This is a genomic window from Reinekea sp. G2M2-21 (assembly GCF_015687175.1).
In the GTDB taxonomy this organism is placed as follows: Bacteria; Pseudomonadota; Gammaproteobacteria; order Pseudomonadales; family Natronospirillaceae; genus Reinekea.
Map to the genome: position 1 here is coordinate 1,191,074 of NZ_JADPQG010000001.1, position 22,796 is coordinate 1,213,869.

The following is a 22,796-nucleotide window of genomic DNA, read 5'->3' on the forward strand; positions in this document are numbered from 1 at the left end:
TAGTAACAGGCCGACTCCCAACGTTGTAAATCTTTTCATTATAAGCATTAAGTCGCAGCAGATTATTTGTGACAGACATTCAGATCGGCGATAATTCTATTTTCGTCACCCCAATCAAGCAAGGTAAAGCTATGATTTGGGCCTGATTTCTATGTAAATTCTAGGGTAACACATTGGTCAAACGGCTTGGGCAACGTTTCAAACAGGTTTATCGGCAAGGTCCAATCAATACCCGGGCGCAGGAGGCGGCGCTTTCCAGGTGGTATCGATCAATATTGGGCCAAGAAGTGATCTCAGTTGAACGGGAATTGATTTCCAGAGCAATTGCCGGGCGATTTGGTGCTTCGATGGCTCAGCTGGATAGTGGTTATCATGAAGCTTTGTTTGAAAAGCGGTTATTTGGGTCAGGAATATTGGTCTCACAGCTCGAAAACAGGGCACCATGCCCTGTGGTTTGTGCTGAGCCTGAAAATCTGCCGTTTGAGCCGGAGAGTCTGGATATGGTCCTGATGCACCATACGCTAGATATTTGTGAGAACCCTTATCAGGCTGTTCGCGAAGGCGCTATCGCGCTGAAACCAGGTGGCTTACTGATTGTGTTGGGCTTCAACCCGTTCAGCACCTGGGGGGTTCGTTCTATGATTCAAGGGCAAAGGAATGGCGCAGGTATCTGGAATTCAAGATTTATCAGAAGTGGACGGGTCGAGGATTGGATGCACGTTCTTGATTTTGAACTCGAACGCCATGAAAAACACATATATAAGCCACCATACAATCGACCAAATTGGCTCAAACGAATTGAGTTTGGACATAAATTACAAAAATTGTTTTTCCCATTTACCGGCGCAGTTTATTTGCTTGTCGGCTACAAACGAGTGTTTGGTAAGATTAATCAGTCAGAAAAACGCCCATTACGAGGCATTCTTGAACCAGTCGTAACAGCAAATTCAAAAATTAGGTCATAATCAGAAATGTCAAACGTTATGCTATATACCGATGGTGGGTGCCGCGGGAATCCCGGTCCGGGCGGTTGGGGGGCCGTGTTAATATATGGAAAGCATATTTTAAAGCTCCATGGTTCTGAGGCTGACACGACGAATAATCGGATGGAGCTGTTGGCTACGATCGAAGGGTTGAGGGCTCTAAAGCGTCCGGTGCCCGTCGATTTGTATACCGATTCCAAGTATGTTCAACAAGGCATTACTCAATGGATTTCCAATTGGAAGAGAAATGGATGGAAAACGGCGGCAAAGAAACCGGTTAAAAATCAAGATCTTTGGCAGATGTTGGATGAGGTTTTAGGGGCGCATGAAGTGACCTGGCATTGGGTAAAGGGTCATTCGGGTAACAAATACAACGAGCTGGCGGATCAGCTGGCGAACAAAGCAATGGATGAGTTAGTGCAATCATGAGACAGGTAATTCTAGATACTGAAACAACGGGTTTGAACCCTAACAAGGGCGATCGTATCGTTGAAATCGGTTGTGTGGAGATGGTGGATCGGAAATTAACCGGACGACATTTGCACTACTACATCAACCCGGAACGAGATATTCCTGACGAAGTAGTTGCCGTTCATGGTATCGACAATGAAAAAGTCAAAGACGCGCCAAAGTTTCGGGATCTGGCCGTCGAAATATGGACATGGTTGGAAGGTGCAGAGCTTGTTATCCATAACGCTGCATTTGATATGGGCTTCCTGAACAAAGAATATGAAATTTTTGCGCAAGAGAACGGTGAGTCATTCGTAAAGCTGGAATCTGTGTGCGGCGTTCTGGATACACTAAAAGTTGCGCGTGAAAAACATCCGGGTTCAAAAGTATCTCTTGATGCATTGTGTAAACGTTATGGTATTGATAACTCGCATCGAACGTTGCACGGAGCCTTGTTGGACTCTGAAATTCTTGCTGACGTTTATCTGATGTTAACAGGTGGCCAGACTGCCTTACTGCTAGACGATGCTGAAGAGAATGAAGATCAGGGCGAACAGGTAGATCTTTCCGCATTGGGCGATGCGAAAGGTGATTTAATAAAAGTGTTATTGACCGCTGCGGAGCGGGAGGCACACGACAATTTTATAGCAATGTTGGCCAAAAAGTCAGGGAAGGATATTACCTGGCCATGAAAAGTGTAAAACTTGGATGATTTCGGCGGGAAAGTTCGAAGACAGTTTCGTTGGTAAGGCGGGGTATTAGCCATAGGCTATTACCCCGCGTTTGGTTTTCAAAGGACGAATCACCGCAATGAACGGTAAACTTGCCACTAAAATTTAGGTTACCGTTAAAGTTGTCCGTTTACATCCAACTACTTTGACAGTTTAAGCTCCGATCGATTAATGGATGGATCGCCGAATGACGCCGACATAAAGCCCTTCGACGACAAACTCTTCCTTTTTAAGGTTTACTTCAATGGGCTCGAATTCATCATTCTCAGGATAGAGGGTAACGATGTTGCCTTTCTTCTCGTAGCGTTTGACAGTTACGTCATCACCGACACGGGCAACAATAATATCGCCATTGCGCACTCGGTCAGTTTTATGAACTGCGATGAGATCATCTTCTAGAATGCCGATATTTTTCATACTCAAGCCCTGGACTTGTAACATGAAGTCTGCAGAAGGATGGAACAAGCCTTTCGGAAGATCGACATATTCAGCAATTTGTTCTTCCGCTAATATAGGTGAGCCAGCAGCAACTCGCCCAATAACCGGAAGACCTGTTTCCGATTCAGGCAAGCGGATTCCCCGACTGGCGCCTTGAATGATTTCAATATAACCTTTGCGAGCAAGAGCTTTAATATGCTCTTCTGCAGCATTGGGTGATTTAAATCCGAGGATTTTAGCAATCTCTGCTCGAGTAGGCGGATAGCCAGTCTCTTCTATGTTTTCTTTGACTACATCCAGGACTTGCTGTTGTCTTGCGGTGAGTTTATCCATAACCTAGTGCCTGTTGTTTTGTACAGTATCTGTGATTATATACAGTGACAATAAGCTGTAAAGGATTAATTGTTTGAAAAGTAGTAGCCAACTGTTTCCTGTAGAAATTGTTTCCGCTGAAATACGCGATCATTATTATCAGGATGTGTATTCTTTAAAGCCAAACAAGAGCCATGACAAGTCGGTGGAAGTCGCCTTGTTGCATCTGCATGCGAAGAAAGATGCATCAGCGCAAAAGCAATTGTTGTTTGTGCACGATGCGTTTCAAAGTCACTGGCAGTGGATGGACGATGGGCGCACCCAAGACGTAATACGGAAATTATTGCAAGGCGGATATTCCATCTGGTTAATGGATTGGCGGTCACATGGTTCATCCAAGAAGAATAAGCGACCATGGCTCAATACGCTACATGACATGGCCCAGTACGATCTTACCTCAGTGTTGGAGTTTATTGGTGAGAAAAGTCAGCAGAGGATCGACGTTATTGCCCAGGGCTATGGCGCTCAAATGGCTTTAGTTGCAATGCCCAGATTGGTCCAAGTCAGACAATATTATTTCATCGATGCACAGTCGCCATTGCCCAGCCGACTTTATTGGATTCCTGGTGTTCGCTTTTGGCGTTGGCTGAAATTAATGCGAAAAAATTGGGTCCTTGGCAATGGGGATGAACCAGAGCCTGCAAGTCTTTTTCGCTCAATGTTACGCGGTGGTGGCTGGTTGTGGTTGTTTGCCAGGCGCGAATTGAGCGCAGAAAAGGCCTATTTTCAATCTGTTGCTGCAAAAATAGTTTGGTTATGTACTGCTGGACGTTTTGAATCCAAAGCTCGTCGCTTAACCCGTAAGCATTCGAGAATCAACCGTGTTGCAACTGAGCAATTATTAGACGAGCTCTATGGTTTAATCACGTCTGAGTCTATCTGAGACTGCAATTGGGTTCTGGAAATTAAATACAATGATATAGCTGGAAATGGCGAAAGTGGCTATCGCCGTCGACTGTACCAATACAGAGGCTCTCTCGGATAGTAGTCCAGAGCTTTGCGCAATAAACGTCACTAACAAAGAAAACTCTGAAATTTGGCCGAGGCGGTAGCCAATATCCCAGGCCAGATGATTGGACTCACTCATTCGATGCAGAAGAAAGCGAAACACAACAGGTTTGCCTAGCAATACAATGGCGGTTAATACAACGAGTGGCAAAATAATGGTGGACAAAACGCCGACGTTTAGCTGGGCGCCTAATGTAAAGAAGAACAGGATCAAGAAAAAGTCCCTGAGTGGTTTTAAGTTTAATGCAATGAATTGAGAAATCGGACTACTCGCCAGGCTGACCCCCGCGATGAATGCACCAATTTCATGGGAGAGTCCCATGAGTTTTGCAAGTTCTCCAACACCTAAGCACCAACCGATGGTTAACAAGAAAATATATTCATGAAAGCGATCAAATTTGCTCAGAAGCGGCAATATTACGTATTTAACCGCTGCCAGTGTCGCGAAGATAAGGACAGGCAGTAAGAGCAGAGGTTGTATGAAAGTCCAAGTGTTTACGGTGTCCTTGCCGAGGCTTTCAATGGCAAGCAATACCAGTATCGCGATGAAGTCCTGAATCAGCAAGATACCTACCATCAGTTCACCAGAGTGTCTGTGATGTAAAACAGTCGTGGGCAATAATTTGATACCGATGATGGTACTGGAAAACATTAGACATAAGCCGATAATCGCCGAGTCTAAAATCGAAAACTGTAACAGTTGTGTGATACCAAAACCCACTATGGCGAATGATACACAACTTGTAATACCAACCAGCAGGCTTTTCCTGAGTGTTGTGATTAAGTTCGATATTTGCATATCTAAACCCAACAGAAACAATAGGAAGATTATGCCGATTTCGGCTATGTCACTCAGTAGGTCGGTATCTTCGAGCACTGCGAAGCCAAATGGGCCGACCAATATTCCGAGCAATATGTAGGCGATCAGCAGCGGCTGTCTGGTGTAAAGCGCCACGGTAGCTAACACGGCGGCTCCGGTGAAAATGAGGAAAAATGAAAAAAACATAGTGACCCGAATTAGTTGTATTGGTTACAGTCTAGATTGATATTACACCACTAGCACTTGTAAGCACTATTTAACAATATCCCACTTCCTGCTGATTATTAAATTGGTGTTGTTTTATTGTGTAGAGGGCTGCGCGAAGTTTAAAGGTAACGATGCTAATGTATGCTCGTAGAATCAAAATCTGACTATCTTGATAAATTGAATAGTTAACCATCTTGATGCTGGTATTCATGTTAGGGTGGTTTGTTCAGCAGGCAACACCGCCCAAACTAGCGGGTTAGGTTGTTGGGCTACAGGCCTACATTATCACGCAGTCCTTATAAGTCTTCGATTATTGCCAGGGGGTAGCGAGACAGGCAGGCGCTGCTGAATGTCATCTTCAGTGCCTGCCAAAGCAATGTTACGTTACGCGCTTTTCCGACCAGATAGAGCGGGTTTTATTTTATCTCGCATAGACCGAAGCAGTTTTTCCGTCACTTCCCAAGAAATGCACGCATCCGTTATGGATTGGCCATAGGTCAAATCGGCCAGATTTTCTGGGATTTTTTGATTGCCAGCTTCTATGTTGCTTTCGATCATCACACCGATGATGGATTCGTTACCTTCCATAATTTGGTTGGCAACGTTCTCAGCGACCAGTGGTTGCAGATTATGGTCCTTGTTTGAATTGGCGTGTGAACAATCGATCATGATGTTGGGCACGATTCCGGCTTTCCTAAGTTGCTCTTCGCAAACCGAGACTGAAACCGAATCGTAATTTGGCTTGCCGTCGCCGCCGCGTAACACGACGTGGCCGTAGCTATTGCCTTTTGTTGCAATGATAGACACTTGCCCTTGCGGATTAATGCCTAGGAAATTGTGCGGCGCAGAAACGCTTTTCAGGGCGTTAATGGCAACTTCCAAACTACCATCAGTGCCATTTTTAAAACCAACGGCAGAGGAAAGTCCGCTCGCCATTTCGCGGTGAGTCTGGCTTTCAGTGGTGCGTGCACCAATAGCAGACCAGCTGATCAAGTCTTGCACATACTGGGGGGAAATTGGATCCAGTGCTTCTGTTGCGGTCGGCAGCCCGATTTCTGCGATATCCATGAGCAATTTGCGGCCGATATGGAGGCCTTCTTCAATTTTGAAGGTATCGTTTAAGTGCGGATCGTTAATCAGCCCTTTCCATCCAGTGGTGGTACGTGGTTTTTCGAAATACACACGCATGACCAAAAGTAGAGTGTCATCTATTTCTTTGCTGATTTCTTTAAGGCGTCGGGCATAGTCAAGAGCCGCTTCAGTGTCGTGTATAGAGCATGGACCGATGACTACTATTAAACGATGGTCTTTACGATCCAAAATATTTCTAACAGCATTTCGGCCATCTGCTATGGTTAATGTTGCTGCCTCGGTCAGAGGAATGTCTTTTTTGAGATCCGATGGTGTAATCAGTACTTCTGCACTATCGATATTGAGGTTTTCAATCTGCGTCATTTTGTAAACTTCTGGTTATTTGTCCACGTTGATCCGTGATGATAAAGAAGTAAATAAATTATTACAAGGCGTACAAATAAGTTTACAGGTGTTGAATGGTAAGTAAAAAAAGTAAGTTTAGGACTGTCGTATTACCTTCGGTCATAGTTGTTGGATTTGCTGTGGGGTTGGGGATGGCAATTGACGAATTCGTCGCCTCACAGGGTGTTTACCGAACCACCGTTTGGGATTTGCTAAACGGTCGGGGTGAATTGCCAACGGGGCGCGCAGAAGTTAGTCAGCAGGTCGCAATAGAGGTATGCCGTCAGAAGGCTTCTCGTGAGTTGGGACGCAATCTTTTATTAACCCGTTTCGATCAACGCTCCTCTCGCTATAACGGCGAGCTTAAGGTTCATACCGTTTTTATTAATCTCACGGTAAAAGATCATGAACGTGAACAAGTTTACATTCGATGTGATATTTCCGCGGTTAACAGAATGATCATCGAATCCAGAATTAAGGGTATGAGCGGTTTTGGGTTCTTTAATAGTTAGAATATCGCGTATTTCATCCCCAATAGCATTAGCAAACTGGCCAAAATCGGGTGCAGAAATTTACCGGGAATGCGGCTGGAGAGCGCGGTACCCAGATAAATGGCGGGCAATGAACCGATCAAAAGCGCAAAGAGCAGTTTGAAATCTACGTTGCCTAAGTAGAGATGAACAGTGCCGGCGATGAGCGTCAGGGGTACTGCGTGTGCTATATCGGTTCCGACTATCTGCTTCGGCAGCAACCGGGGGTACAAGATCATTAAAACGGCTGTTCCGATTGCGCCAGCACCAACAGAGCTCAAGGTCACCAGAACGCCTAAAATGACTCCAGCTAACCATAATTTTTTGGAGAATCGGTGATCATCGACGGCTTTGCTTTTACCTAAATAGAGCTGGGACAGTTTCTTGCGGAGCAAAAGTACGATGGATGTCAGGATTAGCATAAAGCCCAATGCGGTCGTTAATAGGTTGGCGTAGTGTTCTGCGGAGCCGAACCAAAAAGCCAGGGCAAAACCTGTCACAATAGCCGCAGGCAGGCTTCCATACGCCAAGTTTAATGCGATACGCCAGTTCACATGTCCCTTGCGATTGTGGGCAATCATGCCGCCTGATTTCGTCAAAGCGGCAAACCAAAGGTCTGTGCCAATGGCTATATGCGGTGGGAAGCCAAAAAGCAGTAACGCGGGCGTCATTAACGCGCCTCCGCCTACGCCTGTCAGGCCGACAATCATTCCAATTGTTGCACCGGTCAATATTAAGAAAAGGATTTCCATGTGAATAAAAAAGGCATAAATTGTGTGTGTTGGTAAATCTAACTGTTATTAACTATTTCCAAAAAGAATGCTTAATAATATTTATATAACTGAATTGCAGGTTGGGCGGTAAGTTCGGTAAGATGCGAGTTGCAGGAACGGGTTGTTTTTTCAGCACTTCGCACAGAGAAACCAACAGCTCGTTGAACATTCAACACCATGACAATAATCAGCCTAATGGCAAGGATTTCGTACATGAAGCTACAGCAACTTAAATATATTTGGGAAGTTGCCCATCATGACCTTAATGTCAGTGCAACAGCGCAGGTCCTCTATACGTCACAGCCTGGTATCAGTAAGCAGATTCGGTTACTGGAAGACGAGTTGGGTATCGAGATTTTTGCCCGTTCTGGCAAGCATCTAACCAGAATTACGCCAGCCGGTGAGGCTGTACTGAAGGTTGCTGGTGAAATTCTTGGTAAAGTGGATTCTATCAAGCAAATTGCGCAAGAGTTCAGTAATGATAAAAAAGGCAGTTTAAGTATTGCTACGACCCACACACAGGCTCGGTATGCGTTACCAAATGTAATTGAAGGCTTCATACATGATTACCCAGACGTGTCCTTGCATATGCATCAAGGGTCACCAACACAAATAGCGGAGATGGCCGCAGACGGCACCGTAGACATGGCGATAGCGACGGAAGGTATGGAATATTTTTCAGACCTGGTGATGATGCCGTGTTATCGATGGAACCGGTCCATTGTGGTGCCTAAAGAGCATCCACTGGCGCAAAAATCAAATATCACACTTGAGGACATTGCAAGCTACCCGATCGTAACCTACGTATTCGGTTTTACGGGTAGGTCTAAGTTAGATGACGCTTTTATGGAGTTGGAACTCAAACCCAGAGTCGTATTTACCGCTACAGATGCGGATGTCATAAAAACCTATGTTCGGCTTGGTTTGGGTGTCGGCATTCTTGCGCATATGGCTATTGATCCGGAAACGGATCGCGATCTCGTGAGTATCGATGCCAGCCATCTCTTTGAGGCCAGCGTGACCAAGATAGGTATGCGAAAGGGGACCTTCTTACGCGGTTTTCAATATCGGTTTATTGAGCGATTCGCTCCTCATTTAACCAAGAATGTTATTGAAGAAGCGATGGCGTGTTCTACTCGGCACGATCTAGACGACTTATTTAAAAACACACCACTGCCAACTTATTAGTCAGGCATTATTGCCTGAATGCAAGCCACATTCTTTCTTTGTGGCTTCTTCCCACCACCAACGGCCTTCTCGTTCGTGCTGATTTGGGAGCGTAGGTTTTGTGCAGGGCTCACAGCCTATACTCTTAAAACCTTTCGTATGTAATGGGTTAAACGGGATTTCCATCATCCGGATGTAGTTCCAGACTTCTTCTGACGACCAATTGGCTAATGGATTGTACTTATACAGTACTTCAGCTTTTCCCTGAAAGGCGGGATCGGCCTGAACGGCAGGTATGCTGGCACGGGTGTCTGGGCTTTGATCTTTGCGTTGTCCAGTTACCCAGGCATCCAGGTTTGACAAAGCTCGCTTTAATGGCTCGATTTTGCGGATGCCACAACATTCGCCATGTCCATCCTGATAGAAGCTGAACAGTCCTTTTTCTGCGACGAAGGGTTGAAGTTTTTGATGATCGGGTGTGAATATCTGTATTGGTACGTTGTAGTGCTTTCTAACGGTGTCGAGATATTGATAGGTTTCCGGGTGCAGGCGTCCGGTATCCAGTGTGAAGATCGTTGGTTTGTCTGAGAGCTTACAGATCATGTCTACGAGAACAACGTCCTCAGCACCACTGAATGAAACCGCGATGTGTTCGTGAGAAGACAGGGCTCGTTTTAGAATATCCCGAGGAGAGAGGGCACTCAATTCCAATTGCAAGTCGTGTATGTTCGTCATTTTCTATAAAATTCCTAAAGTACTTTCTATTACCGCAAAAATAGCACGGCAAGATACATCGGAAAAATAACAGAATAAGATAACCTTATTACATAACTTTTATGTATAACGTGGAACACTCCAGCGTTCCACGTGGAAACTGTGGAACATTATGCTGAAAGATTAGAATACTGCTATGCAGTATTTGCCGTTGCGCAGATTCACCTGCCGCAATACATTAATGCTTTACTGACTAAATTGGAGAATTGTGTGGAACTGGCTTGTCTCGACCTTGAAGGTGTACTGATTCCTGAAATCTGGATAGCGTTTGCCGAAAAAACTGGCATTGAAGAATTAAAAGCAACAACCCGAGATATTCCAGACTATGACGTACTGATGAAGCAGCGTTTAAGGATTCTCAAAGAGCATAATTTGGGGCTTGTGGAAATCCAAGAGGTGATTTCAACCTTGTCTCCTCTACCTGGGGCGGTCGAATTCGTAGCATGGTTGCGTGAGCGATTCCAGGTAGTCATTCTCTCTGATACGTTTTATGAGTTTGCTCAACCATTGATGCGCCAGCTCGGTTTCCCGACATTGTTGTGTCATAAGTTGGAAGTTGCAGAGACGGGCGAGATCATCGACTATAAAATTCGCCAGACGGATCCAAAACGAACTTCGATTAAAGCATTTCACTCTCTAAATTATCGGTGCATTGCTGCTGGAGATTCCTACAATGACACAACGATGTTATCGGAAGCGGAAGCTGGCATATTGTTCAATGCACCGGAGAATGTGATTGCAGAGTTTCCACAATTTCCTGCGGTGCGAGGTTATGAGTCGTTAAAGGCGGAATTTATCAAAGCCAGTGAGCGGGATTTGACGCTTTAAGAATGATGAGGGTACTTTTTCAAATACCCTCCGAATTTTATTCGAGATTAGTCATTGCCAAGTGTATCGCACTCTGCTCCAGAGCTGGATAGACCTACTATTTGTGCCCTAAAGCTGAATGTGAAATCATTCGGCTTTCTTGGTTTTGCGAAGCGCTATACGTGTTTTTATCGCTTGATGGACAGATTTATACTAGGCGAAGTGACGTTTTAATTTGAGAAGAAGGTCAGGAAGTCAAGGTAGTGAGGATCCTCCGAACCTTAACTTCGCTTTCTTCGAACTCAGAATCACATTCACTGTCGAACACGATTCCTCCTCCGCCACTACAAGAGAGAGTATTGCTGGTCAATGTGACAGTCCTAATCAGAATATTGCTGTCGAACTGCAGGTCAGCAGAGAGGTAAAAGCTGCATCCGCAATAGTTTCCCCGTCGAACTGTTTCAAGTTCATCAATAATTTCCATTGCCCGTTTTTTGGGCGCACCGGTTATCGATCCCCCCGGAAATGCATCCCTTAGGGCGTCCAATGGGTGTTTTCCTTCAGCAAGGGTCGCTTTTATGGTGCTCACCAAGTGGTGTACATTTGTAAAGCTGTGAAGGGAGAATAACTCACTTACCGTGACGCTCCCAGCTTGAGCGTTTTTTGACAGATCGTTGCGCAGCAAATCAACAATCATCAAATTCTCAGACCGATCTTTTTCGCTGGTTAACAGTTCAGTTTTATGTTGCTCATCTTCAACTGGATCCACGGATCGAGGTCTTGTGCCTTTAATAGGTTGAGTGATGATAGTCTTGCCTTGAATTTGAATGAAACGCTCCGGCGATACGCTGAGAAGTGAATGGTCATGAGTTCGGTGAAATACTGAAAAGGGTGCTGGCATTTTTTTGATTAACTGCCGATACAGTGCCCAATCATTGGTATTGGTTGTCTTGCAGGTCCATTGCCGGGTCAGGTTAATCTGGTAAGCGTCACCTTCGACGATATAGGATTTTATCTTGGCAAATGCGACATCATATTGGTACCGGCTCATGCCACATTGCCAATGTCCGACAGTATTTTTGAGCGGTCTCTGCGTTGGTTTATCGGTAAGTTGTTCAGGTGCCGACAATCGTTCTTTTACCCTGCTAATAATTTCTTTCGGGCACTGGTTATGCGTTATCAGGTAAGTTCGTTTGTGCTGATGATCAAAATACACACACCAGTGGTATAGCCCAACCACGGCTAGCGGTTGAGTATTGGCGAAGTGCCTGCTGTTAATACCCAAGAGTTCTAAGCCTAGGTCGTAACTCAAATGTCCGGCCAGTCCGCCAGTAAATTTGAGGTTCGACGGCGAATGAGTATGTTGGTTGGATTTCTGCTTTAGAAATTCGAACCAGTCGGCCTGGTGGGTTTCGCCGTTTCCGAGAAAGTCAGACACTTGGATTTTGCGTTGCCCGAGGTAGCAGTATTCTTCCGTGGGCCAAGCAGATATCCACTCACTTTCCTGTGTCTCTTGTCCGCTGTGGTACCAAATCAGTCCAGGCGCATCTTTGAACAGGTCGGTGATAAGGGACGTATCAGGTGAATAGGTGAGGTCTGTAATTAACAAGAAAATACCTTAATGGCGATGACTCGGCGATTCGTGAAGAGTCAGGTGACCCCGCTGAAATGCTTTCGCAAGCCGTATCAATAAGCTAGTCTAATAATTGACTAATAATAACGAGAAAGAAAGGTAATTTCACCGATGAGCATTGTATTAGTTGTAGATGCAGCATGCGATTTACCCAAATCATTCCTGGAAGAGCGCGGTATAGAACTATTTCCCATTTCCATTCAAGTTGATGGGAACATTTATATCGATGATAAAGAACCGCAAACCTTGCAGGAGTTTTATCAGAAAAACCTGTTAACTCTGGATCATGAAGCTGAATCGATACCCTTCAGTACCGAGCAGATGACGCACCTCATGCTAGAAAACATTGTTCCGAAATATGATTTCGCACTTGTGCAGACCGTGAGTGAAAAGCGCAGCCAAATCTATGCTAATTGCACGGAAGCACAACCTCTGATTCTGTCGGCATATCGGGCCAAAAAGGAAAAGGGCGAATTGAGCAATCATTTTGGAATGCGCATCATGAATTCTTCGACTTTATTTACCGGTCAAGCCATGTTGGCCGCCTTTACGTCGGATTTGATAGCTGCAGGCAAGAGCAAGCAAGAAATCGTGCGGTTGGCTGAAGCCTTCAGAAGTAAGATTTTTGCGTATGTCATTCCACCGGATGTGGCTTATATCCGTGAACGGGCTCGAAAGCGCGGTGAAAACAGCTTAGGTATGTTGGGCGCACTTGTGGCCAAATCTCTGGACATTAAGCCCATTATTCGTGCAAAAGATGACGAAACCGCCCCGGTGGCAAAGGTTCGAGGATTCGATAAGGCGGTTGACCGCTTGTTCAATTATGGAATTGCACGGATTGAAGCCGGATTACTCAGCCCATATGTCATCGTCAGTATTGCAGGGGATGTTGCTGAGTTGGACAAGTATGAAGCTTTTGCTGCTTTAAAGTCGATTGCCAAAGCGCGTAAGGTATCGGTTGTCGCCTGTACCATGGGATTAACCAGCGGTTTGAATGTGGGGCCAGGAGCCATTTCGTTAGGCTTAGCATCAACCGATCATGATTTTTCCTGACTGCTTTTTGACCGTAGTGACTATGTGGCGGCAATCAGTAATTAGAGTCTTTTTTACAGCTGGGCAGCACACCAGAACGAGTATGAAGTTTTAGGTGTGCTGATTTCAGATTAATCTTTGGTGTAATAGACGCCAGGTATCCAGCTTTTGTGTACTTTGGATGTTTCTTCAAACCGATGTTCATTTTCATCGATATACTTAAATGAAACGAAGCCGATTCTCACAATATCATTATGTTTTATGTCCTTTTCAGTGATTTTTTCCTCGTTTACGAATGAGCCATTGGTGCTCTGCAAGTCGATTAGCCGATAGAACTCATGTTTGTGTTCATCATCGGCAGGATGAAATTCTAACCAAGCATGATTGGACGAAACGGTTTTATCATCGAGTTGAATATCGTTATCCGTACCGCGACCGATGGATACCGTTTTTTGGTCAAGCGAAAATTTATTTTGTACGACATCGTCTTTTATTTGCATCAAAATTGGCATTTCCGGTCTCCTGCGGTTGCCATTCGTTTAACATTTCGGGTATAGATTAGCAGGATTATCCCATGGACACTGATAAGTTGTTAACAGAATGATTAAAACCATGAGTCGAATGTTTTTTGTGAAGCTGCTGCCTGGCTCCTTGATGGCATTTGTTATCGTCGTGATTACGACGCCTTGGATGCAGCACTGGCACTCGGCTTTGGTCAATCAGGTGGCGGACTTATTACCCGGCAGCGATGAGCCAGTTAAATACCGTATTGATCCAGAAATTGGCAGTCCAGGGGAGTTGTGGGTGAAATGGCCAAATGGTCGGGTAACTCGATTAGATGCCTTTCGCAACGGGCGAAGCCAGGTGGATTTCCTCGACGACCTAGGTTTATCGTTCGATGGTCTGCCGTCTTTATGGGCGTCATTGGGGCATACGTTGTCTCCAATTGTCTATGAGAACCGCAGTGGGGTTTGGCGTCCTGCTGTTGCAGATTATAAGCAACTGGTTTATCGCAGTAACGGAGTTGCGGCAGTAGATCAGGTGATTCAGCGTGAATTTCAGAATGCCGACATACGTTTTGATCGGATAGGTGCAGGTTTTCTATCGATACCGGTCGATCCTTATGGTGGTGTCTATTTATTGATTAAACGGGCGCCAGACGCTATGCCGGCGCAATTAGGTGATCTGAGTGTTGTTGTGGTTTCGCAGTTTGACGCATTAACGGAGCAATTTCTCGCTGAAACGTGGGCCATTGATAATCAACAATGGGCAATCACGCACGGATTCATGTTGCTTGCCGCCACGCTAGCTCTGTTTTGCCCTTGGTTAGTTATCGGTCGTTTTCAGCGACAGTGGTTGGTCGTTTTATGCTTGTTGGCCGTCAATGTGATGGGGTTCGTTTTTGCGTTTTGGCAATGGCAATGGGTATACCCGGTTATTTTGCCGATGATTTCACCGTTTTTGGCTTGGGCTTGGTCTCACCGCTTAACGGCCAAGCAATTGGAAATTCAAAGCTGGCAACACAAGCATCTGTTGGTGACAGACCTCTGGGTTGGACACTTACTTGACGAAGGCAAACCTGAAGCGGCCTTCCGTCACTTAAAAGAAGTTCAAGCTGAGGGTCAGCCATACAGCCCAATCTGGCAAAAAGTTGGCAAAGGATTTGAACGTAAACGTCAATTTGATCGCTCCATCGAATGTTACCAGTCGATTCTGCGGAGCAATAAGTCAGACGTGGAAGCGCGGAACAAGGTTCGGCAGTTGAAAGACGTTGTTGATGGCAGTAAGACCATGGCAATCAGTCAGTCAGGTGGTGAACTACCTGTTGGGCAAGTCGATAATCTCAGTTTAGGGAGATATCAGATATCCAAAGAGCTCGGTCGAGGCGCAATGGGCGTTGTATATGAAGCCGAAGATCCTAAAATTCACCGAAAAGTTGCGTTGAAAGTTGTGCATTTGAAGAATCTGGGCATTGATGAAGTGGATCAGGTGAAGCAGCGATTTTTCCGGGAAGCCCAAGCTGCAGGTAAGTTGAACCATCCGAATATTGTCACGGTGTACGATGTTGGCGAAGAACACGATGTCGCCTATATCGCGATGGACCTTCTGGTAGGTCAGCCGCTCTCGGCATTGGTCAATCAAAAACCGATCCAGATTCTGCAGCAGGTCGTTTGGATCGCCCAGGCTGCAGAGGCATTAGGTTATGCCCATGAAAATGAAGTGATTCATCGCGATGTAAAACCGGCCAATATGATTATTGAGCAAAAATCGAATAGGCTGAAGCTAACTGATTTTGGTGTTGCCCGCATTGCTGGTGTGCAGCAGACGCAAACCGGAATCGTCCTGGGCAGCCCTTCTTATATGTCTCCTGAACAGATTCGCGGCGAAAAGTTGACCGGCAGTACGGATATCTTCAGCTTAGGGGTAACGTTGTACCAATGCATTACCGGTGAACTGCCTTTTGCCGGAGATACACTGCCGGCCCTGGCCTATTCCATTACGCAAAGCAAACAAGAAAGCCCACGCAACGTCAATAGTGAAGTCCCGGTATCATTGGTGAGAATTGTCAATAAGGCGTTGCAGAAGGACCCGAAAGAGCGGTTTCAAACTGCCGATGATTTTGCAAAAGCGTTAAATAAATGGGTGAAAGATCACAGCTAAACTAAACTTAGAAAATCAGCTCAATGTTTTAGAACAAAGGAGGTGAGGGCGCAGTAATTAATTGGTAGTACGAACACATAACTTATGACTTGTAATCCGCCTGAGGGAGAACTGAATGGCTGAAACTCGACTGTCCGACGTACGTACCTATGCATTAGATACCAATGTTTTGATACATGACCCTAATGCCGTTTTTAAATTTGAAGAACATACTGTGCTCATCCCAATGGTTGTGCTGGAAGAGCTGGATAAGCTGAAAGTTGGCGCCTCTGCGGTTGCTGCTGATGCCAGACAGGCCGTTCGCACAATTGACGAATTACTCGGTGCCTCATCACCGCAGGAAATTATGAAGGGTGTGCCCATTAAACGACCTTCCGGTGAAGAATTGGGAGAAATTTCCATTTTGATGCCTTCCAAAGACCAAGATATCCGACTTTCACCCAGCAGTAACGATAACCTTATCATTAATGATCTCTTGTTTTTGAAAACACACCGTCAGGATCGGGAAGTTGTGTTGGTGACCAAAGATATCAACATGCGTTTAAAGGCCCGAGGCACAGGGTTATCGGCAGAAGATTACCACAATGATCAATTGATCACCGATCTTGAGTCGCTCTCGACCGGTTACCATCACGTTGAAGGCAGTTTCTGGGAGGCCATTGAAGCCATTGAGCCGCAAAAGGTCGATGGCAGTAAGTACCATGTCATTAAAAAGGAGACTTTGCAGGCCTTATTGGAACGGCGTGCCTATGTGAATCAATTTATTTTTGATGATAAAGAGTTCGTGTGCCGTATTTACAAGGAAGATGACGACAGTTTCGCCATTGAATTGTTGAACACTGGAATACTCATGCGCCAAAAAGCCTGGGGGCTGACGCCCAGAGACCTGTTTCAGGCGATGGCAATGTTTCTGTTATTCGACCCAGAAATAGATTTGGTGGCTCTGAACGGGTCCGCTGGTAGCGGGAAAACCATACTGGCTTTAGCCTGTGCTCTGGAGCAAACAATGGAGCGCAAAGATTATAAGCGGATTATCGGCACGCGCAGTACGCGGGGGCTGGATGAAGACATAGGGTTTTTACCAGGCACTGAAGCGGAAAAGATGCAGCCCTGGTTGGGTGCATTTACCGATAACCTGGAAGCGTTGCATTCAGAAGATTTTGATCCGGGCAGCAGCGAAGATTATGTTGGTGCAAAAGTGCCGCTGCAGTTCAAGAGTTTGAATTTTGTCCGGGGGCGGAGCTTTCAGCAAACCTTCCTCATTGTTGACGAGGCTCAAAACCTGACTCCCCACCAGATTAAAACCATTGTGACACGAGCAGGCGAGGGTACTAAAGTCGTCTGTCTGGGGAATCTGGCTCAAATCGACACTCCATATTTGGGTGCAACCAGCAGTGGGTTAACCTATATGAGTGAACGATTCAAAGGATTCCAGCATGGAGGCTCCATAACGTTACAAAGTGTTGCGCGGTCTCGTTTGGCTGCGTACGCTGAGACGCATTTGTAATGTTGAGTTACGCAAAATTACTTTGATATGTGGTATGCCCGAAGTATGATGCTTTGGGCGTATTCTTAGGGGGTTCCTGTGGTAGAAATCATTGTTATCGACGATCATGACTTGGTGCGATTCGGCCTGGTCAGGTTGCTGTCAGATGTAGATGGCATTCGGGTAGTCGCTGAAGGAGATAGCGGTGAGAAGGCAGTGGAACTGGCTAAGAAGCATGAACCTGATGTCATCTTGATGGATGTGCGTATGCCGGGAATGGACGGTATTGAAGCAACGAAGAAGATTCAGCGCATTATGCCGGACATCAAAATTATCGCGGTAACCGCCTGTGGTGATGATCCGTTTCCGTCTCGTCTATTGCAGGCAGGAGCGTCTGGGTACTTAACCAAGGATGCTTCCACAGACGAAATGGTACAGGCCATTAAAACCGTCATGGCCGGTCAGAAGTATTTAACACCAGAAATAGCGCAAAAACTTGCGTTAACCAAATTTGGTGGGTCTGATAACCCATTTAGTGAGTTGTCAGAACGTGAGATGCAGATTGCGACGATGATCTGTTCATGCAAAAAAGTGCAGGAAATCTCAGATAAGCTTTGCTTGAGCCCGAAAACGGTCAACACCTATCGATATCGAGTGTTTGAAAAACTTTCGGTGACCAGTGATGTTGAGCTGACCCACTTAGCTATTCGACATGGTTTGCTTGAGCCCCAAGAAATGGTCTAATCGGGAAAATCTTGATGAATTTGGACCATGACGGACAGCATTGCCGATCCTTTCGATCATAAATCATTCCTACGTAATTTAACCACTCGCCCAGGCGTATATCGTATGTACGATACGCAGGGTGAGTTGCTGTATGTTGGCAAAGCCAAGAACCTCAAGAATCGGGTATCAAGTTACTTTCGCAGTCGTGGACTCACCAATAAGACAGTTGCCTTGGTGTCTAAGATTCACAGAATTGAAATTGCAGTAACTCACAGCGAAACGGAAGCCTTGTTGCTGGAGCATACGTTAATTAAACAACATCGACCGCCCTATAATATTCTGTTGGTCGATGATAAATCCTATCCTTACCTTAAATTGACCAAAGCGCACGCCTGGCCGGGACTCTATTTGCACCGTGGAACGAGAGGTAGCAAAGATGAGTATTTTGGTCCATTTCCAAGTGCCAACGCTGTTCGGGAAAGCCTTATATTGCTGCAAAAAGCTTTTCGCATACGTCAGTGTGAGGATAGTGTTTTTGAAAATCGTAAAAAGCCCTGTCTGCAATATCAGATAAAACGCTGTAAAGCACCTTGCGTTGGTTTGGTCAGTGAAGAGGAGTATCGACAAGACCTCGCTAAAACGAGGTCGTTTCTACAAGGTAAAAGCCAGGAATTGATTCAGGCGATAGAAAGTGAAATGGACCAAGCTGCTGCAAAATACGAATACGAACAGGCTGCTGAGTTACGCGATCAGTTAATGTTTTTGCGCAAAGTTCAGGAACAACAATACGTCTCAGGTGGTAAAGGAAATGTGGATGTTTTCGCTGTTGTGAAACAGGCTGCCGGTGTGTGTATTCATTTTCTGATGATTCGCGATGGACGTATGATTGGCAGTCGCAGCTTCTTTCCAAAACCTGGCATCGAAGACGACGATGGGCTGATCATGACAGGGTTTTTGGCCCAGTACTATCTGTCTAAACATCATGGCGATTACCCTGGCAGTATCCTGTCTAATGTGCCGATCGCTGATGCAAAGTCACTTGAAGCTGCATTGAAAGAGCAGTATCAGCGAACGGTACAGATTCAACACGCGGTCAGAACTCAAAACGCGAAGTGGCTAGAATTGGCAGTCACCAATGCCACTGAACAATTGCAACACCGCATGTCCCATGGAAAGCAGGTCACTGCACGCCTGGAAGCACTGCAGCAGGCGCTGGAACTGGAACAGATGCCTGAGCGAATAGAGTGCTTCGATATCTCCCACTCAAGTGGTGAAGCCACCACAGCGTCTTGCGTAGTTTTCGACCAGGATGGACCGAATAAGTCGATGTACCGAAAGTTTAATATTGACGGCATCATAGAAGGGGATGACTACGCAGCGATGGCTCAGGCGATTCATCGCCGCTATGCGCGTTTGCAGAAAGAAGAAACTAAACTCCCGGACCTGCTTATTGTAGATGGGGGCAAAGGTCAGATGAATATGGCCAGAGAAGTTATGAATGAACTGGGTATTGCCATTCCCTTGTTAGGGGTCGCCAAAGGGGAAACCCGCAAGCCCGGAATGGAAACTTTGTTTTTCGAGACGACAGACCAAGTGATTTTGCTGCCAAATTATTCCCCAGCGCTGCATTTGATTCAACATATTCGGGACGAATCGCATCGGTTTGCCATTACCGGACATCGGGCGAGGCGTGGCAAATCCAGAGTAGGATCCGTATTGGACGATATACCGCAAGTAGGTCCAGGCCGTCGTCGGGCCTTGATACGTCATTTTGGCAGCGCCATTGCCGTAAAATCTGCCAGCGTGGATGAAATTGCAAAAGTGTCTGGTGTTTCCAGAGCATTGGCGCAATCCATTTATGATTTTCTGCACAGCACCTAGCGGTTTTTCGTTTGGCTGGTGTCAGTGGCCTAAATGGCGTTTGAATGTATAATGCGCGTAATTCAAATACAGGTGTTTCATGAATATCCCTAATCTACTTACGCTCTTGAGACTCATTCTGATACCAGTATGTGTAATCATCTACTATGTCCCAGCGCCATGGGCGTACATGACGACGGCCATATTGTTTACGATTGCCGCTGTTACCGATTGGTTCGATGGGTATCTCGCGCGAAAATGGGGTCAGACTACGCCGTTTGGCGCTTTTCTGGATCCAGTGGCTGATAAACTCATCGTTGCCGCCGCATTGGTTATTTTGGTTGAGCGACACGAAACCGTTTGGTTGACTATTCCAGCGGTCATTATAATCGGCCGGGAAATCGTTATTTCTGCATTGCGCGAATGGATGGCCGAAGTCGGGAAACGCTCGAGTGTTGCCGTTAATATGATCGGCAAACTAAAAACCACAATGCAAATGGTGTCGATTATTGTACTGCTCAGTCAAAAACCCGGTACGGTCATCGCAGACATGGGTTTGATCGCGCTTCAGATTGCTGCGGTATTGACGCTCTGGTCAATGATCGTGTATTTGAATGCGGCTTGGTCGGAATTGAAGCCATCGGCGAAATAATCGAGCGATCTGTATTGCAAGGAGGCCATGCCTCCTTTTTGTTTGTCACACTTTTTTAATACGTTCGGCAATCGCCAGTACTTTGTCTATGGGTGTGTCTACCTGTTTGCTGAACTCGGTTGTGGGCGTAAATATTGTTGCGATAGTACTGAGGTCATCTGCCGAGAGTCTTTCTGGTCCCAGGGCTGCTATTACCTCGAGCGCTTGTGCTCTGGCCAGATAAAAATTAGCCAGTTTCAGGCTGTATCGGTAATTTGTAATGAGTACCTGTACCAAAAACATGATGACGGCTAACGCGCTGACTCGGATTAAACTTTTTTCAACTTGATCGTTTAAGTCACTCTTATCAAATTCAACCAGTGTTTTTTTGAAGTCTTCCAACAAGTTTTTTTGCTCTTGCAGCTGCGCTAATGTTACAGCTTCAACGTTGCGAGTACTGGCCGCCAATGCATTAATCAAAGCGGGAATGGCATCTTCGTCTCGTATTTGACGGATAGCGCGCAATAAATAAATTCCACCAAAACTCGATACCAGAGCACTTCCGTCTTCAACAAAAACCGGTGGCTGTAAACTGGTACGAATGCCTGTATCTTGCGTCAACCAGCTCAAAGCCTCTTTTTCAGAAATGAGCAGGTTGTCGTCCCTCCCGCTGATAACCCCCAACCGCAGTTTTTGAAAACACCGCGCGGTTCAGTCTTGTCGGTTCTTAGGTTTAGCTTTGTTCCAGCGTTTCCCACCTTCGCTGGTCTCGTATTTGGAATCTTCTTCACCAGAAATGATTAGCCGACTCATGAACTCTGTGGCTGAACTGAGGTTTTCAAACGTATAGATCCAGATGCTTTTGCATTGTTTTATCGTGTCATCGCCGATCAAAACAAGGTCGACATCAGCCAAAACAAGTGCTCTTCCGCTCTCAAGTTAAGCCACTTGATGTAATTCTGCATAGACTACTGTAGGGCAAGGTTGCCCAGCTAACCCTTTATCATTGGTCGTTATCAACAAGCCGTCTTCGACAACAATTACGCCTATGCTATCGCAGATGAATATCGGCGGTTATTAATGCTTGGACGCACCCGATAAATAGTGAGTCCAGTTCAGACCGCCATCGTTGCTGGTGAATATTACACCGAGCTCATCCGACATGACGCCGTTTTTTTCTCTGCTGAATACTGGTGGCCATAAAGCGCTGTTAACTCGGGTTGTTATTTTTTGCCAGTGTTCTCCGTTGTCCTTCGACACTAACATCAAACCCTTATGACCGGTAACGACTGAAATATCTTTGTCTGAAAATATCGCTGACCATAAAGGTCTTAGACCTGGGTAATAAATCTCTTCCTTTGAACCAAGCTCCGTAAAGACAGGAAAGGCGAGAATGTCCGGAATGGTTGTTATGGTCTTATCTATCCGGTCTTCAACAGAGGTGATTTTGTCTTCGACGACATCGACGGAATGAGAACTTCGAAATAGTTTATTGGCCAGACTAAGCAAATAGGGCAGCGCAATGACAATGAATAAACCGACAGCAGTTAATCCCACTATGGATCAGGAGTTTACTTTTGCGTCTTGGGTATGTTGTCCTGCAAGCTGGCGATAAGTTGTAATTGTCGCTGTGAAAGGGGTAGTGGGGTATCAAATTGGGCGGGCATGAGTCAATCGTTGGTCATTGTATAATTGAACACCATAAGGTGTATTCAAAACAGACAACGCTGCGGTTTGTCTTCAATGTCCTTGGACTTGAGATCAGAATGATCGGGGTTACCGAACCATAGTGGTCTATCCATGCCTCATGGTTAGCAAAAGCTCAATAAAATCAGGAAGTTATAAAAAAATGTTTGACAACATTCAGAACGTCGGTAAAATGCGCCCTCGTTGTTGAAGCACACACCAGCAACGGTTTAGTTTGATAAGCGGGAATAGCTCAGTGGTAGAGCACAACCTTGCCAAGGTTGGGGTCGCGAGTTCGAATCTCGTTTCCCGCTCCAATTAAATTAAGCATTAGGTTGATAGGTGGGGACTGAAGCGTCAACCGGTTCAGTCAAGTATCATATCCGATCAAGCCGATTATCAGCAGCACGCAAGCTGTCTAAATTTTGCGACATTGGCGCGGTGGCAGAGTGGTCATGCAGCGGACTGCAACTCCGTGTACGCCGGTTCGATTCCGACCCGCGCCTCCAGTCTGAGGACTGGTTCACCTTACAAGGTCGCCTTGT

At 45.8% G+C, this 22,796-nt stretch carries 23 protein-coding genes and 2 tRNA genes; 15 read left to right on the forward strand and 10 right to left on the reverse strand.

The features are described from left to right. The first annotated feature begins 173 nt into the window (after positions 1-173). Genes IYN85_RS05460 through dnaQ form a run of 3 tightly spaced genes read left to right on the forward strand, consistent with a single transcriptional unit; the run spans position 174 to position 2,125 of the window. Complete coding sequence (locus tag IYN85_RS05460) at positions 174-965, forward strand: class I SAM-dependent methyltransferase (RefSeq protein WP_196157814.1); 792 nt, start codon at positions 174-176, stop codon at positions 963-965. Between the two features lie 6 nt (positions 966-971). After that, positions 972-1,412, forward strand: a complete 441-nt coding sequence (gene rnhA / locus IYN85_RS05465) for a ribonuclease HI (protein WP_196157815.1) — start codon at positions 972-974, stop codon at positions 1,410-1,412. After that, positions 1,409-2,125 carry a DNA polymerase III subunit epsilon gene (dnaQ, locus tag IYN85_RS05470; protein ID WP_196157816.1) on the forward strand — a complete coding sequence of 239 codons (717 nt, stop codon included), beginning with the start codon at positions 1,409-1,411 and terminating at the stop codon, positions 2,123-2,125. Before rnhA ends, dnaQ begins: the two co-directional genes overlap by 4 nt. Before the next feature lie 207 nt (positions 2,126-2,332). Here dnaQ and lexA read toward each other — a convergent pair whose 3' ends face one another. After that, entirely contained in the window at positions 2,333-2,935 is a 603-nt protein-coding gene (lexA, locus tag IYN85_RS05475) for a transcriptional repressor LexA (protein ID WP_196157817.1), read from the reverse strand. 73 nt (positions 2,936-3,008) lie between these two features. Here lexA and IYN85_RS05480 point away from each other — a divergent pair, with 73 nt between their 5' ends. Beyond that, on the forward strand, positions 3,009-3,857 hold the full coding sequence (locus tag IYN85_RS05480) for an alpha/beta fold hydrolase (RefSeq protein ID WP_196157818.1): 849 nt from the start codon (positions 3,009-3,011) through the stop codon (positions 3,855-3,857). Here IYN85_RS05480 and IYN85_RS05485 read toward each other — a convergent pair. Both IYN85_RS05485 and IYN85_RS05490 read right to left on the reverse strand, forming a co-directional pair. Beyond that, on the reverse strand, positions 3,834-4,988 hold the full coding sequence (locus tag IYN85_RS05485) for a cation:proton antiporter (RefSeq protein WP_196157819.1): 1,155 nt from the start codon (positions 4,986-4,988) through the stop codon (positions 3,834-3,836). The two genes, IYN85_RS05480 and IYN85_RS05485, sit on opposite strands and share 24 nt — an antisense overlap. 405 nt (positions 4,989-5,393) lie before the next feature. Then, a complete protein-coding gene (locus IYN85_RS05490; RefSeq protein ID WP_196157820.1) occupies positions 5,394-6,464 on the reverse strand; it encodes a 3-deoxy-7-phosphoheptulonate synthase in 1,071 nt (356 codons plus the stop codon). A gap of 95 nt (positions 6,465-6,559) precedes the next feature. Between IYN85_RS05490 and IYN85_RS05495 the strand changes: the two genes are divergently transcribed. Then, positions 6,560-6,997 carry a hypothetical protein gene (locus tag IYN85_RS05495; RefSeq protein WP_196157821.1) on the forward strand — a complete coding sequence of 146 codons (438 nt, stop codon included), beginning with the start codon at positions 6,560-6,562 and terminating at the stop codon, positions 6,995-6,997. On the opposite strand, the gene IYN85_RS05500 is transcribed toward IYN85_RS05495, so the two are convergent. After that, entirely contained in the window at positions 6,994-7,767 is a 774-nt protein-coding gene (locus IYN85_RS05500) for a sulfite exporter TauE/SafE family protein (protein ID WP_196157822.1), read from the reverse strand. The genes IYN85_RS05495 and IYN85_RS05500 overlap by 4 nt on opposite strands. A 234-nt stretch (positions 7,768-8,001) precedes the next feature. On the opposite strand from IYN85_RS05500, the gene cysB reads away from it, so the two are divergent. Continuing rightward, positions 8,002-8,976, forward strand: a complete 975-nt coding sequence (gene cysB, locus IYN85_RS05505; protein ID WP_196157823.1) for an HTH-type transcriptional regulator CysB — start codon at positions 8,002-8,004, stop codon at positions 8,974-8,976. On the opposite strand, the gene IYN85_RS05510 is transcribed toward cysB, so the two are convergent. After that, positions 8,977-9,690: a phosphoadenylyl-sulfate reductase gene (locus tag IYN85_RS05510; protein WP_196157824.1), complete on the reverse strand. Its 714-nt coding sequence runs from the start codon at positions 9,688-9,690 to the stop codon at positions 8,977-8,979. A 249-nt stretch (positions 9,691-9,939) separates the two neighbouring features. On the opposite strand from IYN85_RS05510, the gene thrH reads away from it, so the two are divergent. After that, on the forward strand, positions 9,940-10,557 hold the full coding sequence (gene thrH, locus IYN85_RS05515) for a bifunctional phosphoserine phosphatase/homoserine phosphotransferase ThrH (protein ID WP_196158494.1): 618 nt from the start codon (positions 9,940-9,942) through the stop codon (positions 10,555-10,557). Positions 10,558-10,783: 226 nt separating this feature from the next. On the opposite strand, the gene pabB is transcribed toward thrH, so the two are convergent. Then, the gene (pabB, locus tag IYN85_RS05520) at positions 10,784-12,145 is read right to left on the reverse strand and encodes an aminodeoxychorismate synthase component I (RefSeq protein WP_196157825.1); all 1,362 of its coding nucleotides are present in this window, start codon (positions 12,143-12,145) and stop codon (positions 10,784-10,786) included. A gap of 135 nt (positions 12,146-12,280) precedes the next feature. Here pabB and IYN85_RS05525 point away from each other — a divergent pair, with 135 nt between their 5' ends. Next, positions 12,281-13,222 (forward strand): DegV family protein, encoded by a 942-nt coding sequence (locus tag IYN85_RS05525; RefSeq protein WP_196157826.1) that lies wholly within the window; start codon positions 12,281-12,283, stop codon positions 13,220-13,222. 110 nt (positions 13,223-13,332) lie between these two features. Here IYN85_RS05525 and IYN85_RS05530 read toward each other — a convergent pair whose 3' ends face one another. Further along, complete coding sequence (locus IYN85_RS05530) at positions 13,333-13,713, reverse strand: FHA domain-containing protein (RefSeq protein ID WP_196157827.1); 381 nt, start codon at positions 13,711-13,713, stop codon at positions 13,333-13,335. 100 nt (positions 13,714-13,813) lie between these two features. Here IYN85_RS05530 and IYN85_RS05535 point away from each other — a divergent pair, with 100 nt between their 5' ends. The 5 genes from IYN85_RS05535 to pgsA all read left to right on the forward strand — a co-directional run bounded on the left by IYN85_RS05535 (position 13,814) and on the right by pgsA (position 20,586). Further along, positions 13,814-15,862, forward strand: a complete 2,049-nt coding sequence (locus tag IYN85_RS05535; RefSeq protein WP_196157828.1) for a serine/threonine-protein kinase — start codon at positions 13,814-13,816, stop codon at positions 15,860-15,862. Positions 15,863-15,977: 115 nt separating this feature from the next. Further along, positions 15,978-17,369: a PhoH family protein gene (locus IYN85_RS05540; protein WP_196157829.1), complete on the forward strand. Its 1,392-nt coding sequence runs from the start codon at positions 15,978-15,980 to the stop codon at positions 17,367-17,369. A 78-nt stretch (positions 17,370-17,447) separates the two neighbouring features. Beyond that, positions 17,448-18,092, forward strand: a complete 645-nt coding sequence (gene uvrY, locus IYN85_RS05545; RefSeq protein WP_196157830.1) for a UvrY/SirA/GacA family response regulator transcription factor — start codon at positions 17,448-17,450, stop codon at positions 18,090-18,092. Between the two features lie 27 nt (positions 18,093-18,119). After that, positions 18,120-19,955 (forward strand): excinuclease ABC subunit UvrC, encoded by a 1,836-nt coding sequence (uvrC, locus tag IYN85_RS05550; RefSeq protein WP_230390486.1) that lies wholly within the window; start codon positions 18,120-18,122, stop codon positions 19,953-19,955. Positions 19,956-20,034: 79 nt separating this feature from the next. Beyond that, a complete protein-coding gene (gene pgsA / locus IYN85_RS05555; protein ID WP_196157831.1) occupies positions 20,035-20,586 on the forward strand; it encodes a CDP-diacylglycerol--glycerol-3-phosphate 3-phosphatidyltransferase in 552 nt (183 codons plus the stop codon). Between the two features lie 45 nt (positions 20,587-20,631). Here the strand turns inward: pgsA and IYN85_RS05560 are convergent, their stop codons facing one another. The 3 genes from IYN85_RS05560 to IYN85_RS05570 all read right to left on the reverse strand — a co-directional run bounded on the left by IYN85_RS05560 (position 20,632) and on the right by IYN85_RS05570 (position 22,122). Beyond that, positions 20,632-21,186, reverse strand: a complete 555-nt coding sequence (locus tag IYN85_RS05560; protein WP_196157832.1) for a hypothetical protein — start codon at positions 21,184-21,186, stop codon at positions 20,632-20,634. A gap of 90 nt (positions 21,187-21,276) precedes the next feature. Then, positions 21,277-21,480 (reverse strand): hypothetical protein, encoded by a 204-nt coding sequence (locus IYN85_RS05565; RefSeq protein ID WP_196157833.1) that lies wholly within the window; start codon positions 21,478-21,480, stop codon positions 21,277-21,279. A 162-nt stretch (positions 21,481-21,642) separates the two neighbouring features. Then, a complete protein-coding gene (locus IYN85_RS05570) occupies positions 21,643-22,122 on the reverse strand; it encodes a hypothetical protein (RefSeq protein ID WP_196157834.1) in 480 nt (159 codons plus the stop codon). Positions 22,123-22,493: 371 nt separating this feature from the next. On the opposite strand from IYN85_RS05570, the gene IYN85_RS05575 reads away from it, so the two are divergent. Together IYN85_RS05575 and IYN85_RS05580 are read left to right on the forward strand one after the other, a co-directional pair. After that, positions 22,494-22,568: transfer RNA gene (locus IYN85_RS05575), tRNA-Gly, on the forward strand. 118 nt (positions 22,569-22,686) lie between these two features. Next, positions 22,687-22,760 (forward strand) — tRNA-Cys (locus IYN85_RS05580). The last annotated feature ends 36 nt before the right edge of the window (positions 22,761-22,796 follow it).

Bases quoted from the DNA above. Each gene is read 5' to 3' on its own strand.
- IYN85_RS05540 (WP_196157829.1), top strand. From the start codon at position 15,978: ATGGCTGAAACTCGACTGTCCGACGTACGTACCTATGCATTAGATACC.
- IYN85_RS05525 (WP_196157826.1), top strand. From the start codon at position 12,281: ATGAGCATTGTATTAGTTGTAGATGCAGCATGCGATTTACCCAAATCA.
- IYN85_RS05535 (WP_196157828.1), top strand. From the start codon at position 13,814: ATGAGTCGAATGTTTTTTGTGAAGCTGCTGCCTGGCTCCTTGATGGCA.
- uvrC (WP_230390486.1), top strand. From the start codon at position 18,120: ATGACGGACAGCATTGCCGATCCTTTCGATCATAAATCATTCCTACGT.
- IYN85_RS05510 (WP_196157824.1), bottom strand. From the start codon at position 9,690: ATGACGAACATACACGACTTGCAATTGGAATTGAGTGCCCTCTCTCCT.
- IYN85_RS05530 (WP_196157827.1), bottom strand. From the start codon at position 13,713: ATGCCAATTTTGATGCAAATAAAAGACGATGTCGTACAAAATAAATTT.
- IYN85_RS05490 (WP_196157820.1), bottom strand. From the start codon at position 6,464: ATGACGCAGATTGAAAACCTCAATATCGATAGTGCAGAAGTACTGATT.
- IYN85_RS05500 (WP_196157822.1), bottom strand. From the start codon at position 7,767: ATGGAAATCCTTTTCTTAATATTGACCGGTGCAACAATTGGAATGATT.
- IYN85_RS05495 (WP_196157821.1), top strand. From the start codon at position 6,560: ATGGTAAGTAAAAAAAGTAAGTTTAGGACTGTCGTATTACCTTCGGTC.
- pgsA (WP_196157831.1), top strand. From the start codon at position 20,035: ATGAATATCCCTAATCTACTTACGCTCTTGAGACTCATTCTGATACCA.
- cysB (WP_196157823.1), top strand. From the start codon at position 8,002: ATGAAGCTACAGCAACTTAAATATATTTGGGAAGTTGCCCATCATGAC.
- rnhA (WP_196157815.1), top strand. From the start codon at position 972: ATGTCAAACGTTATGCTATATACCGATGGTGGGTGCCGCGGGAATCCC.
- lexA (WP_196157817.1), bottom strand. From the start codon at position 2,935: ATGGATAAACTCACCGCAAGACAACAGCAAGTCCTGGATGTAGTCAAA.
- IYN85_RS05485 (WP_196157819.1), bottom strand. From the start codon at position 4,988: ATGTTTTTTTCATTTTTCCTCATTTTCACCGGAGCCGCCGTGTTAGCT.
- dnaQ (WP_196157816.1), top strand. From the start codon at position 1,409: ATGAGACAGGTAATTCTAGATACTGAAACAACGGGTTTGAACCCTAAC.